Origin of the sequence: Bacillus cereus (genome assembly GCF_015071065.1) — a bacterium.
GTDB lineage: Bacteria > Bacillota > Bacilli > Bacillales > Bacillaceae_G > Bacillus_A > Bacillus_A cereus_BA.
In genome coordinates this window covers 200416-216617 of sequence record NZ_VOVA01000001.1, presented here as the reverse complement: position 1 = coordinate 216617, position 16202 = coordinate 200416, and the positions used below count along the sequence as shown (strand labels likewise).

Below are 16202 nucleotides of genomic sequence, written 5' to 3'. Positions count from 1 at the left end.
AAGAAAAGTTGATTTTTTATTTCTAAAAACTGTATATTGAAGAGGAATATTCCTACATACGTAAAGGAGGGCTATTAATGAAACTAATGGAACAGCAACTGCATGAATTAGGTGGCTTGCGAGTACATATTATTCCGACTGATAAATTTAAAACAAATACCTTTGTATTTCGTTTTAAAGCACCTTTAAATGAGGAGACGGTGACAGAGCGTGCCCTATTGCCGTACGTATTGCAAAGTGCGACAGAAAAACTGCCTTCTGTAATTCGTCTTCGTCAATATTTAGAAGAATTATATGGATCTTCTTTAGCGGTAGATGTAAGTAAAAAAGGGGAAGACCATATCATCTCTATTTATGTAGACATTGCAAATGAAACATATTTACGCGATGCACCACCGTTATTTGAAAAAGCGCTTTCTATGTTATCTGATATTGTTTTACATCCAGCAACAGAAGGGGACGGTTTTCTATCTTCTATTGTAGAAAGTGAGAAACGAGCACTCTTGCAACGAATTGAAGCTACTTATGATGATAAAATGCGTTATGCAAACGAGCGTTTAATTGCAGAAATGTGCAAAGTAGAACCATATCGCTTAAGTGCAAATGGAAAAAAAGAAAGTGTTGCTTCTATTACAAATGAAAGTTTGTATCAATATTATCAAAAAGTGTTAGCTGAAGATGAAATGGATTTATATATCATTGGTGATATTTCAGAAGATGCTGTGGAGCTTGTAAATAAGTATTTTTCGATTTCACCTCGCGCTATGAAAGAGAGAAATGTACTTCTTCATAAACGAAATAATGAAGAAAAAGAAATTGTTGAAAAACAAGAACTAAAGCAAAGTAAATTAAATATCGGCTATCGCACATTCATTACGTATAAAGATGAAGATTATTTTGCATTACAAGTGTTTAACGGATTATTTGGAGGGTTTTCTCATTCGAAGTTATTCGTAAATGTCCGTGAAAAAAATAGTTTAGCGTACTATGCAGCATCGAGATTTGAAAGTCATAAAGGTTTGCTCTTCGTTATGTCTGGGATTGAAGCGAAGAACTTTGAAAAAGCTGTTGAAATTATTAAAGAACAGATGAAAGCAATGCAAAGCGGTGATTTTTCAGAGGAAGAGATTCAGCAAACGAAAAGTGTAATTCAAAATCAAATCTTAGAGGCAATTGATACACCACGTGGTTTTGTTGAAATGCTTTATCACGGGGTAATCTCAGAGCGTACGCGTCCAGTTGAAGAATGGCTAACGGGCATAGAAAACGTGACGAAAGAAGAGATTGTGAAAGTTGCTAATAATATTGAACTAGATACAATTTACTTTTTACATGGAACGGAGGGAGAATAAATGGAGAAAATTGTGTATGAGCAATTAAAAGAGACGCTATATTATGAAAAACTTCCGAATGGATTAGACGTATATATCTTACCGAAACAAGGCTTTAACAAAACATTTGCAACATTTACGACGAAGTACGGTTCTGTTGATAATACATTTGTTCCGCTTGGAAAAGAAGACATGACTCGTGTACCAGATGGAATTGCTCATTTCCTTGAGCATAAATTGTTTGAAAAAGAGGACCATGACGCGTTTCAATTGTTTAGTAAACAAGGTGCTTCAGCGAACGCTTTTACATCTTTTACAAGAACCGCTTATCTCTTTTCCTGTACATCAAATGTAGAGAGAAATTTAAATACGTTGTTAGACTTTGTACAAGAACCGTATTTCTCTGAAAAAACGGTTGAAAAAGAAAAAGGTATTATCGGTCAAGAAATTCAAATGTACCAAGATAACCCAGACTGGCGTTTATACTTTGGGTTAATCGATAGTTTGTTTGTGAAACATCCAATTAAAATTGATATTGCAGGGACGATTGAGTCTATTAGTAAAATTACAAAAGACCTACTGTATGAATGTTACGAGACTTTTTACCATCCGAGCAACATGTTATTATTTGTTGTTGGAGCGATTGATCCTGAAAAAACAATGGATTTAGTTCGTGAAAATCAAGCGAAAAAAGATTACGAAAATCAATCGGAAATCGTTCGCTCTTTTGAAGAGGAACCAGAAGAAGTAAATGAAAAGAAAAAAATTATTTCAATGCCTGTTCAAACTCCAAAATGTTTAGTTGGTATTAAAGCAACGAATTTAAAAGAAAAAGGGCAAGCTCTGTTAAAACAAGAAATTGCGCTTACATTACTTTTAGATTATTTATTTGGAAAAGGGTCAGTTCATTACGAATCTTTATATAATGAAGGTCTTATTGATGATTCGTTCTCGTATGACTATACAGAAGAAAATAACTTCGGTTTTGCAATGGTTGGTGGAGATACGAAGCAACCTGATGAATTGGCAGAGCGATTAAAAGGTATTTTACTGCAAACGAATTATGATCAGTTAGATGAGACTGCGCTGGAACGGGTGAAGAAAAAGAAAATTGGTGGATTTTTACGATCGTTGAATTCACCTGAATATATTGCAAATCAGTTTACACGATATGCGTTTAATGAATCTAGTTTATTTGATGCTCTTACAGTGTTAGAAGGATTAACTGTTCAAGACCTACAACAAGCAGCAAAAACATTATTAATTGAAGAGAAAATGAGCATCTGCCAAGTGTTACCAAAAAAGTGAAGTAATATTTGAATAAAAAACGCAATATCTATATCCCTCATCTAACGTTTGGTTATTGCCAAATGGTAAGATGAGGGTATTATTTATTTATACATAAAAGATAAGAGAGGGAATTTATGAAAAAGTATGCATTAGTAACAGGAGGAAGCGGAGGGATTGGCTCTGCTATTTCGAAGCAGTTAATCGAGGATGGTTATACAGTCTATATTCATTACAATAAAAGCGAAGAGAAGGTAAGGGAGTTACAAAAGGAATTTGATGTAGTGATTCCTGTGCAAGCAAATTTAGCTTCTATCGATGGAGCGGAGGAATTGTGGGGACAAATCGAACATCCTATTGATGTTATTGTATATGCAGCTGGAAAGAGTATCTTTGGATTAGTAACAGATGTTACGAATGAAGAATTAGATTATATGGTGGAGCTTCAAGTGAAGAGTGTATACAGACTTCTATCGATGGCGCTTCCACGGATGATCGGGCGGAGAAGTGGTAATGTTGTCATTATTTCATCCATATGGGGGCAAATAGGAGCATCTTGTGAGGTGCTGTATTCAATGGTAAAAGGTGCACAAAATTCATATGTGAAGGCTTTAGCGAAAGAAGTTTCTTTAAGTGGATTGCGCGTTAATGCGGTAGCGCCAGGTGCAATTGAAACGGAAATGTTAAATGTATTTTCAGAAGATGATAAAAATGAAATTGCTGAAGATATTCCATTAGGTAGAATAGGACTACCCGAAGAGGTAGCAAAAACAGTCTCATTCCTTGTTTCGCCAGGAGCTTCTTATATTACGGGGCAAATTATTGGAGTCAATGGCGGTTGGCATTGCTAAAAAAATTCTTACATAAAAAACAAGAAATTGTACAAATTAAGCATGATTCTATTACTTAATAGTGAGGTGCTTAAACATGTCAGTGTTAGAAAACTTTGATCAGTGGAAGAGCTTTTTAGGAGAACGATTAGAACAAGCAGAGGGAAAAGGGCTTGATGGCGGTGCAGTATCAGATATGGCATTTCGTGTTGGAGATTATCTAGCTAATGAAGTGGAAGCTCGCAATGATCAAGAAAAATTATTAGCTGAGCTTTGGAAAGTTGCTGATGAACAAGAGCAACATATAATCGCAAATTTAATGGTGAAGTTTGTACAACATAAGTAAAAGTAGAGAGGAGAAGCTCCTCTCTCTTTTTTTTGTATAATAATTAGGAGGCATAGATTATACATTTAGCTTCCCTATTAAGGTGAAATCATATAATATAGTACGTAGGTGTAAAGTAAGCGTGGGGGAGTGATCTTGGATGATTGAATGGTATTTTGAATATGAAATACATAAAAACCGACCTGGCTTACTTGGTGACGTTTCTTCGTTAATCGGTATGCTTGGCATCAATATTGTCACAATTAATGGTGTAGATAATGCACGACGTGGACTTTTGCTTATGTGTGATAATCAAGAACAAATCTCTAGACTTGAATCAATTTTAAATACGATGGATAATATAACGGTAACGAAATATCGTCCGCCAAAGCTTAGAGATAAGCTAGCAGTTAGACATGGTAGGTACATACAACGAGATGCAGACGACAAGAAAACATTTCGATTTGTGCGTGATGAATTAGGATTACTTGTAGACTTTATGGCGGAGATAATGAAAAAAGAAGGTCATAAACTAATTGGGATACGAGGAATGCCTCGTGTCGGAAAAACAGAATCTATTGTTGCCGCAAGTGTTTGTGCAAATAAGAGATGGTTATTCGTATCATCTACTCTCATTAAGCAAACTGTTCGTAGCCAATTGATTGAAGATGAGTATAGCGACGATAATATTTTCATACTAGATGGAATTGTGTCGACAAAGCGTGCCAATGAAAGACACTGGCAGCTCGTTCGTGAAATCATGAGATTGCCTGCAACGAAAGTTGTGGAACATCCGGATGTGTTTGTGAGTCAGTCAGAATACACATTGGATGATTTTGATTATATTATCGAATTGCGTAACGATTATGATGAAGAAATTCAATATAATTTAGTAGATGAAATTGAGCAAGGTACGCGAAATAATTTCTCTATGTTCGACTTTTAAAGAAATATTGAGGTGTTAGTAGTGACGGAATTAGGACAAAAGCTGACAGAAGCAAGAGAAGCGAAAGGCTTGTCTATTGATCAGCTACATGAGATTACAAAAATTCAAAAACGCCATTTAGTAGCGATTGAAGAAGGCAATTATGATGTGTTGCCAGGAGCTTTTTATGCGCGTGCATTCATTAAACAATATGCAGATGCTGTTGGATTAAATGGAGAGGAACTGCTTGCAGAATATCAGAGTACGATACCACAATCTGAAAATCGTGAAGTTCCACAAGTATCAACTGGACAAAAAACACAAGAAACAATGCAAAAATCTTCATCATGGCCAATTGCAGATCATATGCCAAAAATTTTGATTGCGCTGTTAGTAATCGCATTTGGAGTGGTAGTCTGGTTTGTTATTCAAGCGTTAACTGGAAAAGATGATAGGCAAGTTCCGAATGCTCAAAGTGAGAAAATTGAAGTTCAAAAAGCAAAAGATTCTCCGCTAGACACGAAGAAAGATGAAGTGAAAGCGGAAGAACCTAAAAAAGAAGAACCAAAGAAAGAAGAGCCAAAGAAAGAGGAACAACCGGTGCAACCAACTGGACAACAAGAAGTGAAGGTAGTTGGAACGAGTGGTAAGGTATCTACTTTGGAAATTCATAATAATAAAACATTAGAACTGGAAATTTCAGCGAAGGGTGCAAGCTATGTAGATGTTAAAGATGATGCGGGTAACGAAATTCTAAACACTACAGTACAAAGTGGTCAAACAGAAAAACGTGATTTATCAACAGTAAAAGAAGTGCGGCTTAATATTGGAAGTGCACCGAATGTTGAAATTAAACTGAATGGCCAAGTGGTTACTTTCCCATTAGATCCAGAAAAAGAATATCACCAAAGATTGGTGATAAAAAACCAAGGGATAGGGCAAGCTGCGCAATAACAGTCATCGCTTCGATGACTTTTTTCAATGAACAAATGTTTTTGACATGATGGAGGAATAGCTGTGAATTTACCAAATAAAATTACAATATCTAGAATCTGCTTAATTCCAATTTTTATGGTAATTATGCTAGCGCCCTTTAACTGGGGCTCATATACAATTGGTGATGTCAATTTACCAATTCAACATTTAGTAGGAGCACTGATCTTTATAATTGCTTCAGCTACAGATTGGATTGATGGACATTATGCAAGAAAATATAATCTTGTAACGAATTTAGGGAAATTCCTTGACCCGTTAGCAGATAAATTACTTGTTTCTGCAGCACTTATCACGTTGGTAGAGATGCAATATGTACCTGCTTGGATCGTTATTGTAATTATAAGCCGTGAGTTTGCAGTAACAGGTTTACGCCTTGTACTTGCTGGGACAGGGGAAGTAGTTGCAGCAAATCAGTTAGGGAAAATTAAGACATGGACACAAATTATTGCGATTGCAGCATACTTATTACATGATGTACCGTTAAATTTACTTCATATTCCAGTTGCAGATATTTTCATATGGATTGCATTATTCTTTACCGTTATTTCAGGATGGGATTATTTCTGGAAAAATAAAGATGGTTTTGTAAACTCAAAATAGAGGTTTATGGGGGAAGTGGGATGAATGCTGAAATTATTGCGGTTGGAACGGAATTATTACTTGGACAAATTGCAAATACAAATGCCCAGTTTTTATCTGAAAAGTTAGCTTCAATCGGAATTAACGTGTACTACCATACTGTTGTTGGGGATAATAACAAGCGATTACAGAAGGCAATTGAATTGGCTGAAGAACGAGCTGATATGCTCATTTTTACAGGTGGATTAGGACCGACAAAAGATGATTTAACGAAAGAAACAATAGCGTCTAGTTTAGATGAAGAGCTTGTGTATGATGAAAAGGCATTAACATCGATAAGCGATTATTTTAAGCGTACAGGCCGTGAATTTACGGAGAATAATAAAAAGCAGGCGCTCGTTTTAAATGGATCGACTGTATTTGCGAATGATCACGGTATGGCGCCTGGTATGGGGTTAAATAAGAACGGAAAAGTTTATATTTTATTACCAGGACCACCAAAAGAAATGAAGCCGATGTATGTAAGTTACGTAGAGCCTTTTTTATGTAAGTTTACAACGGGGGAAAATATTTATTCTCGTGTTCTTCGTTTTTTTGGTATTGGGGAATCTCAATTAGAGGTGAAAGTTCAAGATTTAATTGATGGACAAACGAACCCAACCATTGCACCACTTGCAAATGATGGAGAAGTGACATTACGTTTAACTGCCAAACATCATGATGCTGATGAGGCGGAGAAACTGATTCAGCATGTGGAAGATTTGATTTTAGAAAGAGTAGGAGAATTTTTCTACGGATATGATCAAGATTTCCTTCATTACAAGGCAATAAGGCTATTGAAGGAAAAAGGGTTAACTTTAGCATGTGCAGAAAGTTTAACAGGTGGTCTTTTTGGAAATCAAGTAACAGAAAATGCTGGTGTTTCGTCTGTATTTAAAGGCGGTGTCATTTGTTATCAAAATGATGTGAAGCAACAAATTTTACATGTACCTGAAGAAGTGTTACGTACTGACGGCGCGGTTAGTAAACGGTGTGCTCGTTATCTTGCTGAAAATGTAAAGAAACTGTTAAAAGCAGATATCGGGATTAGTTTCACTGGGGTGGCAGGACCGGATGCTTCAGAGCATAAAGAACCAGGAACAGTATTTGTTGGATTGGCGATTAAAGATGAACCAGCTGTAGTCTTCTCGCTTAATTTAAGTGGAAGTCGTCAACAAATTAGAGAACGCTCTACAAAATATGGATTTTATCATTTATTTAAAAAGCTAGAAGAGATATAAATTTCTTCTAGTTTTTTTTGTTGGAAAACCTAGTTTTATTCGATATAAAATAAAAAAACGAATAAATGTTCGATTTTTGTTGGCAAATTGAATTGAAAATAGGTATAATAAGATTAGCAATTTAGTTAAGGAGGAATTTTGAATGAGCGATCGTCAAGCGGCATTAGATATGGCGTTAAAACAAATAGAGAAGCAATTCGGTAAAGGTTCAATTATGAAATTAGGAGAACAAGCGGAGCGTAGAATTTCTACAATTTCAAGTGGTTCTTTAGCACTTGATGTGGCACTAGGGGTAGGCGGATACCCACGTGGCCGTGTTATTGAAATTTATGGCCCTGAAAGTTCAGGTAAAACAACAGTTTCATTACACGCAATCGCGGAAGTACAGCGTCAAGGTGGACAAGCGGCGTTCATTGATGCGGAGCATGCAATGGATCCTGTATATGCACAAAAATTAGGTGTTAACATCGATGAATTACTATTATCACAGCCTGATACAGGGGAGCAAGGACTAGAAATCGCAGAAGCACTTGTACGAAGTGGCGCGGTTGATATTATCGTAATTGACTCTGTAGCAGCTCTTGTACCGAAAGCTGAGATCGAAGGGGACATGGGTGACTCTCACGTTGGTTTACAAGCACGTTTAATGTCACAAGCACTTCGTAAACTTTCAGGTGCAATCAACAAATCAAAAACAATCGCAATCTTTATCAACCAAATTCGTGAAAAAGTTGGGGTTATGTTCGGGAACCCAGAAACAACTCCAGGTGGTCGTGCGTTGAAATTCTATTCAACTGTCCGTCTTGAAGTACGTCGTGCTGAGCAGTTAAAGCAAGGTAACGACATCGTTGGTAATAAAACGAAAATAAAAGTAGTTAAAAATAAAGTAGCACCGCCATTCCGTGTTGCTGAAGTTGATATTATGTACGGAGAAGGTATTTCAAGAGAAGGTGAAATCTTAGATATGGCTTCTGAACTTGATATCGTTCAAAAGAGCGGTGCTTGGTACTCTTATAATGAAGAACGCTTAGGACAAGGTCGTGAAAATTCGAAGCAATTCTTAAAAGAGAATACGGATTTAAGAGAGGAAATTGCCTTCTTTGTTCGTGAACATCACGGAATTGGTGAAAACTCTGGTGTTGAAGACACGGAAGATTCAACTCATCAAGATTAAAAAATAAAAGACACGGTCCCGTGTCTTTTATTTTTTAATCCATTATGAAAGCGTTATATATAGCTGGAGATAAAATATTTATTCTATCCAAAAGGCTATGTGTAAAGGGGAATATTCATATATTTTAAGTGAATGAATTGGGATTTTCTAAGGTTTTCCAGGATAATATGCCGTCTGTTTTTTGAATCCATATAAGATTCAGGGCTGAAGGTAAAGAAAGTAAAAGTAGACAACGCTTGACAATGAAAATTGCGATAGATACAATGAGAATGTATATTTTTTCTTATATACGATACACTCTTCTCAAGAAGAGAAGTAATATTCGGAGTAAGACTTAAATCTTGCCGAAATAATAATATGACATTTTAATCGTGAAATGAAGAAAGTCCCTTAAAAAAGCGGGACGACGGTCTTTGCTGTACGTTGTAATACAATGTACATGCCGACAGTCTTTTTTCATTCATAGCAAGGGGAGGTGAAATCATGAGTAGTACAGTTTGGATACTCATCTCCATTTTGCTTGCAACAGTCGGTGCAGTTGTTGGCTTTTTTGTTCGAAAGTCTATTGCCGAAGCGAAGATTAATGGTGCAGCTAATGAAGCAAAACGTATTCTAGACGAAGCGAATCGTGATGCTGAAGCACTTAAGAAAGAAGCGCTTTTAGAAGCAAAGGATGAAATTCATACACTTCGTACAGAAGCTGAATTAGAAATTCGTGACCGTAGAAGCGAATTACAAAAACAAGAAAATCGTTTAATGCAAAAAGAAGAGAACCTTGATCGTAAAGACGAAACGCTCGATAAGCGCGAGCAACAGTTAGAAAAGAAAGAGGAATCTCTTGTAGCGAAACAACAACAGATTGAAGAGTTGGAAAGCAAAGTGGGAGAGTTAGTTCAAAAGCAACAAACGGAATTAGAGCGCATTTCCAATCTGACCCGCGAACAAGCGAAAGCAATTATTCTTGGTAAAGTGGAAAGTGAAGTTTCTCATGAAATTGCCGTTATGGTAAAAGAAAGTGAAGTTCGCGCGAAAGAAGAAGCGGATAAGAAGGCAAAAGAGATTTTATCTCTTGCAATGCAAAGATGTGCAGCTGATCATGTTGCTGAAACAACCGTTTCGGTTGTAAATCTTCCAAATGACGAAATGAAGGGACGTATTATCGGACGTGAAGGCCGTAATATCCGTACGTTAGAAACGTTAACAGGTATTGACCTTATTATCGATGATACACCAGAAGCGGTAATTCTATCTGGATTTGACCCGATTCGTCGTGAAACAGCTCGTATCGCTCTTGATAAACTAGTACAGGACGGACGTATTCACCCAGCGCGTATTGAAGAGATGGTCGAAAAATCAAGACGTGAAGTGGACGAGTATATTCGTGAAGTCGGAGAGCAAACAACGTTTGAAGTGGGTGTTCATGGCTTACATCCAGATTTAATTAAAATTTTAGGTCGTTTAAAATACCGTACAAGTTATGGACAAAACGTCTTAAAACACTCTATGGAAGTTGCATACTTAACTGGACTTATGGCAGCGGAGCTTGGTGAGGATGAAAAACTAGCAAGACGTGCTGGTCTATTACATGATATCGGAAAAGCAATCGATCATGAAGTAGAAGGTAGTCACGTTGAAATTGGTGTTGAACTCGCAACGAAATATAAAGAGCATCCTGTTGTAATAAACAGTATCGCATCTCACCATGGTGACACAGAACCAACTTCTATCATTGCAGTTCTAGTTGCTGCAGCAGATGCATTATCAGCTGCAAGACCGGGAGCTCGTAGTGAAACGCTTGAGAACTACATTCGTCGTCTTGAAAAGTTAGAAGAAATTTCAGAGTCTTATGAAGGCGTAGAAAAATCTTTCGCAATTCAAGCAGGACGTGAAGTTCGTATTCTGGTAAAACCAGATACAATTGATGATTTAGAAGCTCATCGTTTAGCTCGTGATATTCGAAAACGTATTGAAAATGAACTGGATTATCCAGGACATATTAAAGTAACTGTTATTCGTGAAACACGTGCAGTGGAATACGCGAAATAAAGTGGTGAAACACCACTTTATTTTTTTGTGTTGGAATTGGGTAAAATAAAGAAAATTATTTACGAGCAGTATGCAAGTGAAAGAAACTTATAATAGATAAATTGTAACTGTTGTAAGGAAATAGCTTCAAGTTATAGTATGGTAATAAAAAATGTAGTACATAGAAAGGGTAAGACATATGAGAATATTATTTGTTGGGGATGTAGTAGGATCTCCTGGTAGAGACATGATTCAACAGTACGTACCGGCATTAAAGAAAAAATATACACCCACAGTAACAATTATTAATGGAGAAAATGCTGCGGGTGGCCGTGGTATTACAGAAAAAATATATCGAAACTTTTTAGAGTGCGGGGCACAAGCGGTTACGCTTGGAAACCACGCTTGGGATAATCGTGAAGTGTTTGAATTTATTGATGATGCAAAATATCTTGCAAGACCAGCTAACTTCCCAGAAGGAGCGCCAGGGAAAGGCCTTATCTTTGTGAACTGTAATGGAACAGAAGTTGCGGTTATTAACTTACAAGGACGTACGTTCCTTCCTCCAATTGATTGTCCATTCCGTAAAGCGGATGAATTAATCAACATTGCAAAAAAACGCACGAATATTATCTTTATTGATTTTCATGCTGAAACAACAAGTGAAAAGCAGGCGTTAGGTTGGTACGTAGACGGTCGTGCTACAGCAGTAGTAGGTACTCATACACATGTTCCTACAGCCGATAATCGTATTTTACCAAGCGGGACAGCTTATATTACAGATGTTGGTATGACAGGCCCATATGATGGGATTTTAGGTATGGATCGCGAAGCGGTATTGAAGAAGTTTTTAACGAACTTACCAGTACGTTTTGAAGTGACGAATGGTAGAACGCAATTAAGTGCAGTGTTAATTGATGTGGATCCTAATACAGGGAAAGCGAAGAAAATTGAGCGTATTTTAATTAATGATGACCAGCCGTTTTTTGACTGATTTTTAACAAAGAGTTAGATAATTTATTATATTTTAATTTTTTAGAAAAATTACAGAAATTTAGCAGGAATACGTGCCATTCCTCGTGAATATAAGTTAAAGTGAAATAATTGCTATTACTTTTTATAGAAACGAGGAGGAAACGCGGAATGGAAATATTAAAAGTTAAAGCAACGTCGGTCCCTAATTCTGTAGCTGGTGCACTTGCAGGTGTTATTCGCGAACGCGGAACAGCAGAAATTCAAGCTATTGGTGCAGGTGCATTGAACCAAGCGGTAAAGGCAGTAGCAATTGCAAGAGGATTTGTAGCGCCTAGCGGTTTGGACTTGATTTGTATCCCAGCGTTTACAGATATTATGATTGATGGTGAAGAGCGTACAGCGATAAAATTAATTGTAGAACCTCGTTAAGTTGAAACAACCTGTTTGCATGTATGCAAACAGGTTGTTTTTATAATGGAGGAATGAAGATGAAAATTTTTGATGCTCATTGCGATGTACTCTTTCAGTTATGGAGTGCAAAGGGAAAAAAAGACTTTCAAAACGATTTACAATTACATATTACATTTGAACAATTAAAGAAAAGAAAAGGAAGTATACAATGCTTTGCTATATATGTACCAGAAACAGTAGCGTATGAAAAGCGTTTTGAAGTTGCACTGCAAATGATAGATATTTTTCATAATGAAATTCTATCGCTACCAGGAATGAAGTTTATTCAGACAAAAAACGATATTAACATGCTAAAACAGGACGAGATTGGAGCATTATTAACATTAGAAGGATGCGAAGCAATTGGAAAAGAAGCGATGAAATTACGTTTGTTTTATCGCTTAGGTGTACGTTCCTTTGGATTAACATGGAACTATGCCAATCTGTTAGCTGATGGAGCGCTAGAGGCACGTGGAGCAGGTTTAACTACATTTGGTAGACAAGTTGTACAAGAACTTAATACGTTACGTGTATGGACCGATGTGTCGCATTTAAATGAAAGAAGCTTTTGGGATGTTATTGAAATTGCACAAAATCCGATTGCATCTCACTCGAACTGCCATCACCTATGCCAGCATCCACGCAATTTGAATGACGAACAAATAAGGGCTCTCATAAATCGAAATAGCATGATTGGGGTTACTTTTGTACCGCAATTTTTAACGAATGAAAGACGAGCGAATGTAACAGATATATTAAGGCATGTGGAATATATTTGTTCATTAGGTGGAGAAAAAAATATAGGATTTGGTTCTGATTTTGATGGGATTTTAGAAACGGTTGTAGGTGTAGAAACGTATAAGGATTATGAAAATATAATTAACCAACTTTGTAAAAAGTATAGTGAATCAATGGTAGAGCATTTTTTGTATAAAAATTTTATTGATCGTATTACTTTCTAATTATTTGTTTTTAAAAATCCGGAAAAATTTAAATTTATCCGTAGTAATTTATTGGGTTTTTTAAGACCTAATACTAGAATGGTAAACGAAATAGCATTATACTAAAGATTCAGGGAAAACAGAAGAGGCATAATTTGCGTCCATTGTAGTTTATTTGCATAAAAAATGCTAAACTATTATTGTGAAAAAATACACTACAATGAACGCAGCCAAAAGGGGTGTAGGAGATGATTAGTCAACTTTCATGGAAAGTTGGAGGCCAACAAGGTGAAGGAATTGAAAGTACAGGAGAGATCTTCTGTATTGCATTAAACCGATTAGGATATTACCTATACGGTTACCGCCACTTCTCATCACGTATTAAAGGCGGCCATACAAATAATAAAATTCGTGTAAGTACAACAGAAGTACGTGCGATCTCAGATGATTTAGATATTTTAATTGCTTTTGATCAAGAAACAATTGATTTTAACTTCCACGAACTACGTCCGGGTGGAATTGTAGTTGCGGATGCGAAATTTAATCCGACAATACCTGATAATACAGATGTAAATCTACATGTGATACCGTTTACAGATATCGCTTCAGAATTAGGCACATCTTTAATGAAAAACATGGTTGCTGTTGGGGCATCTAGTGCGGTATTAGGATTAGACGAAACAGCTTATTTAGAGGTTGTTGAAGAAATCTTTGGTCGTAAAGGAGAGCAAGTCGTTCAAAAGAATATGGAAGCAATTAAACGCGGCTCTCAATACATGAAAGAATTGCTTGGTGAGAAAGTAAACATGATGCAGCTTGAAAAAGCTGACGGTAAGAAACGCATGTTTATGATTGGAAACGACGCAATCGCATTTGGTGCGGTAGCTGGTGGTGCTCGCTTTATGTCTGCATATCCAATCACACCTGCATCTGAAATTATGGAATATTTAATTAAAAAGTTACCGAAAGTCGGCGGAACAGTAATCCAAACTGAGGATGAAATCGCAGCTTGTACAATGGCGATCGGTGCAAACTACGCTGGTGTTCGTACATTAACAGCATCTGCTGGTCCTGGTCTTTCTTTAATGATGGAAGCAATTGGTTTAGCAGGTATTACTGAAACACCGCTAGTTATCATTGATACACAACGTGGTGGTCCAAGTACGGGCTTACCAACAAAACAAGAGCAGTCTGACTTAATGGCTATGATTTACGGAACGCATGGTGAAATTCCAAAAATCGTAATGGCGCCAAGTACAGTTGAAGAAGCTTTCTATGATATTGTAGAAGCGTTTAACCTAGCAGAAGAATATCAAGTGCCTGTTATCTTCTTAACAGATCTACAGCTTTCTTTAGGAAAGCAAACAGTAGAACCACTTAAGTTAGATAAAGTTGAAATTCGTCGCGGTAAGCTTGATTTAGAAGTAGAATTACCAGAACGTGAAAATAAAGCATACTTCAAGCGTTATGAAGTAACAGAAGATGGAATTTCACCACGTGTTTTACCTGGTATGAAAAATGGTATTCACCATGTTACAGGTGTAGAACATGATGAAACGGGTAAACCATCTGAATCAGCGTTAAATCGTAAAGATCAAATGGACAAACGTTTCCGTAAAATGGCGAACTTGCAGTTTAATACCCCTATTTACAAAAATGCTAAGCATGATGACGCAGACGTATTGTTAGTTGGCTTTAACTCAACTCGTGGTGCGATCGAAGAGGCAATGCAGCGTTTGGAACAAGAAGGAATGAAAGTAAACCATGCCCATGTACGTTTAATTCATCCGTTCCCAACAGCTGAAATCGATCCACTTGTGAAAAAAGCGAAGCGTGTTGTAGTAGTAGAAAACAATGCAACTGGTCAGCTTGCTAACATTATGAAAATGAATCTTGGCAATGGTGAGAAAATTTCTAGTCTTTTAAAATACGATGGAAATCCATTCTTGCCGAAAGAGATTTACAACGAATGTAAAAAAGGGGTTGTATTAAATGGCAACATTTAAGGACTTTCGTAACAGTGTAAAACCAAACTGGTGCCCAGGTTGCGGAGACTTCTCGGTGCAGGCTGCGATTCAGCGTGCGGCAGCTAACGTTGGTTTAAATCCAGATGAGCTAGCTGTTATTTCTGGTATCGGCTGTTCCGGTCGTATTTCAGGGTATATTAATTCATATGGTTTGCATAGTATTCACGGACGTGCTCTTCCGATTGCACAAGGTGTGAAAATGGCAAATCGTGATTTAACAGTTATTGCATCCGGTGGTGACGGTGATGGTTTTGCGATTGGTATGGGACATACAATCCATTCTATTCGTCGTAACATTGATATTACGTACATCGTAATGGATAACCAAATTTACGGATTAACAAAAGGTCAAACTTCACCACGTAGTGAAGCTGGATTTAAAACGAAAAGTACACCACAAGGTTCAATTGAACCATCACTAAATGTTATGGAAATGGCTTTAACAGCTGGTGCGACATTTGTGGCGCAAAGCTTTTCAAGTGATTTAAAAGAATTAACGCAAATTATTGAAGCTGGTATTAACCATAAAGGCTTTTCATTAATTAATGTATTTAGTCCATGTGTTACTTACAATAAAGTAAATACTTATGATTGGTTTAAAGAGAATTTAACGAAACTAAGTACGGTAGAAGGATATGATCCATCTAACCGCATGATGGCTATGCAAACATTAATGGAAAAGAACGGGTTAGTAACAGGTTTAATTTATCAAAATACAAAGCAGCCTTCTTACCAAGAGCTTGTAAAAGACTATAGTGAAAAGCCTTTAGTGCAGGCTGATTTGAATATGGATCAGAAAATGTTTGATGAGCTTGTTGCTGAATTTATGTAATGATCGGAAAGAAGGTTGCCACTTGGCAACCTTCTTTTTGAGTGAATAAAAATAATTAATAGATTTGTTTACTTAGAAAATTCAGAATGATAAAATAATATATAAATCGTTGTATAAAAATAGCATGTTCATTAACTGTGAAATGTAATATAGGATAAGGCTTCTTCTTCGTTAAAGTTGGCTAAACGTTCTATACTATGATAATGTGTATAGGGATAAAGCAAT

At 36.7% G+C, this 16202-nt stretch carries 15 protein-coding genes; all 15 read left to right on the top strand.

What is annotated here, in order from left to right; all coding sequences use genetic code 11:
- Positions 1 to 77: 77 nt before the first annotated feature.
- The 15 genes from yfmF to FT637_RS01000 all read left to right on the top strand — a co-directional run bounded on the left by yfmF (position 78) and on the right by FT637_RS01000 (position 15977).
- Entirely contained in the window at positions 78 to 1352 is a 1275-nt protein-coding gene (yfmF, locus tag FT637_RS01070; RefSeq protein WP_193644824.1) for an EF-P 5-aminopentanol modification-associated protein YfmF, read from the top strand.
- Positions 1353 to 2639: an EF-P 5-aminopentanol modification-associated protein YfmH gene (yfmH, locus tag FT637_RS01065; protein ID WP_193644823.1), complete on the top strand. Its 1287-nt coding sequence runs from the start codon at positions 1353 to 1355 to the stop codon at positions 2637 to 2639.
- Between the two features lie 116 nt (positions 2640 to 2755).
- The gene (gene ymfI, locus FT637_RS01060) at positions 2756 to 3469 is read left to right on the top strand and encodes an elongation factor P 5-aminopentanone reductase (protein WP_193644822.1); all 714 of its coding nucleotides are present in this window, start codon (positions 2756 to 2758) and stop codon (positions 3467 to 3469) included.
- Between the two features lie 76 nt (positions 3470 to 3545).
- Positions 3546 to 3794: a DUF3243 domain-containing protein gene (locus tag FT637_RS01055; protein WP_193644821.1), complete on the top strand. Its 249-nt coding sequence runs from the start codon at positions 3546 to 3548 to the stop codon at positions 3792 to 3794.
- Between the two features lie 139 nt (positions 3795 to 3933).
- Entirely contained in the window at positions 3934 to 4719 is a 786-nt protein-coding gene (locus FT637_RS01050; protein ID WP_002146128.1) for a DUF3388 domain-containing protein, read from the top strand.
- Positions 4720 to 4740: 21 nt separating this feature from the next.
- On the top strand, positions 4741 to 5652 hold the full coding sequence (locus FT637_RS01045) for a helix-turn-helix domain-containing protein (RefSeq protein WP_193645507.1): 912 nt from the start codon (positions 4741 to 4743) through the stop codon (positions 5650 to 5652).
- Between the two features lie 63 nt (positions 5653 to 5715).
- Positions 5716 to 6294: a CDP-diacylglycerol--glycerol-3-phosphate 3-phosphatidyltransferase gene (gene pgsA, locus FT637_RS01040; protein ID WP_193644820.1), complete on the top strand. Its 579-nt coding sequence runs from the start codon at positions 5716 to 5718 to the stop codon at positions 6292 to 6294.
- Between the two features lie 20 nt (positions 6295 to 6314).
- A complete protein-coding gene (locus FT637_RS01035; RefSeq protein ID WP_193644819.1) occupies positions 6315 to 7553 on the top strand; it encodes a competence/damage-inducible protein A in 1239 nt (412 codons plus the stop codon).
- Between the two features lie 142 nt (positions 7554 to 7695).
- Positions 7696 to 8727, top strand: a complete 1032-nt coding sequence (gene recA / locus FT637_RS01030; RefSeq protein ID WP_193644818.1) for a recombinase RecA — start codon at positions 7696 to 7698, stop codon at positions 8725 to 8727.
- A gap of 483 nt (positions 8728 to 9210) precedes the next feature.
- The gene (rny, locus tag FT637_RS01025; protein ID WP_002111330.1) at positions 9211 to 10773 is read left to right on the top strand and encodes a ribonuclease Y; all 1563 of its coding nucleotides are present in this window, start codon (positions 9211 to 9213) and stop codon (positions 10771 to 10773) included.
- A 178-nt stretch (positions 10774 to 10951) separates the two neighbouring features.
- Complete coding sequence (locus FT637_RS01020) at positions 10952 to 11746, top strand: TIGR00282 family metallophosphoesterase (protein ID WP_193644817.1); 795 nt, start codon at positions 10952 to 10954, stop codon at positions 11744 to 11746.
- A 149-nt stretch (positions 11747 to 11895) separates the two neighbouring features.
- The gene (gene spoVS, locus FT637_RS01015; RefSeq protein WP_000404341.1) at positions 11896 to 12156 is read left to right on the top strand and encodes a stage V sporulation protein SpoVS; all 261 of its coding nucleotides are present in this window, start codon (positions 11896 to 11898) and stop codon (positions 12154 to 12156) included.
- Between the two features lie 59 nt (positions 12157 to 12215).
- Positions 12216 to 13139 (top strand): dipeptidase, encoded by a 924-nt coding sequence (locus tag FT637_RS01010; protein WP_193644816.1) that lies wholly within the window; start codon positions 12216 to 12218, stop codon positions 13137 to 13139.
- 227 nt (positions 13140 to 13366) lie between these two features.
- Positions 13367 to 15124, top strand: coding sequence for a 2-oxoacid:acceptor oxidoreductase subunit alpha (locus FT637_RS01005; RefSeq protein ID WP_193644815.1), 1758 nt, complete (start codon positions 13367 to 13369; stop codon positions 15122 to 15124).
- Complete coding sequence (locus FT637_RS01000; RefSeq protein ID WP_002088040.1) at positions 15111 to 15977, top strand: 2-oxoacid:ferredoxin oxidoreductase subunit beta; 867 nt, start codon at positions 15111 to 15113, stop codon at positions 15975 to 15977. The genes FT637_RS01005 and FT637_RS01000 overlap by 14 nt, the downstream gene beginning before the upstream one ends.
- Positions 15978 to 16202: the final 225 nt, after the last annotated feature.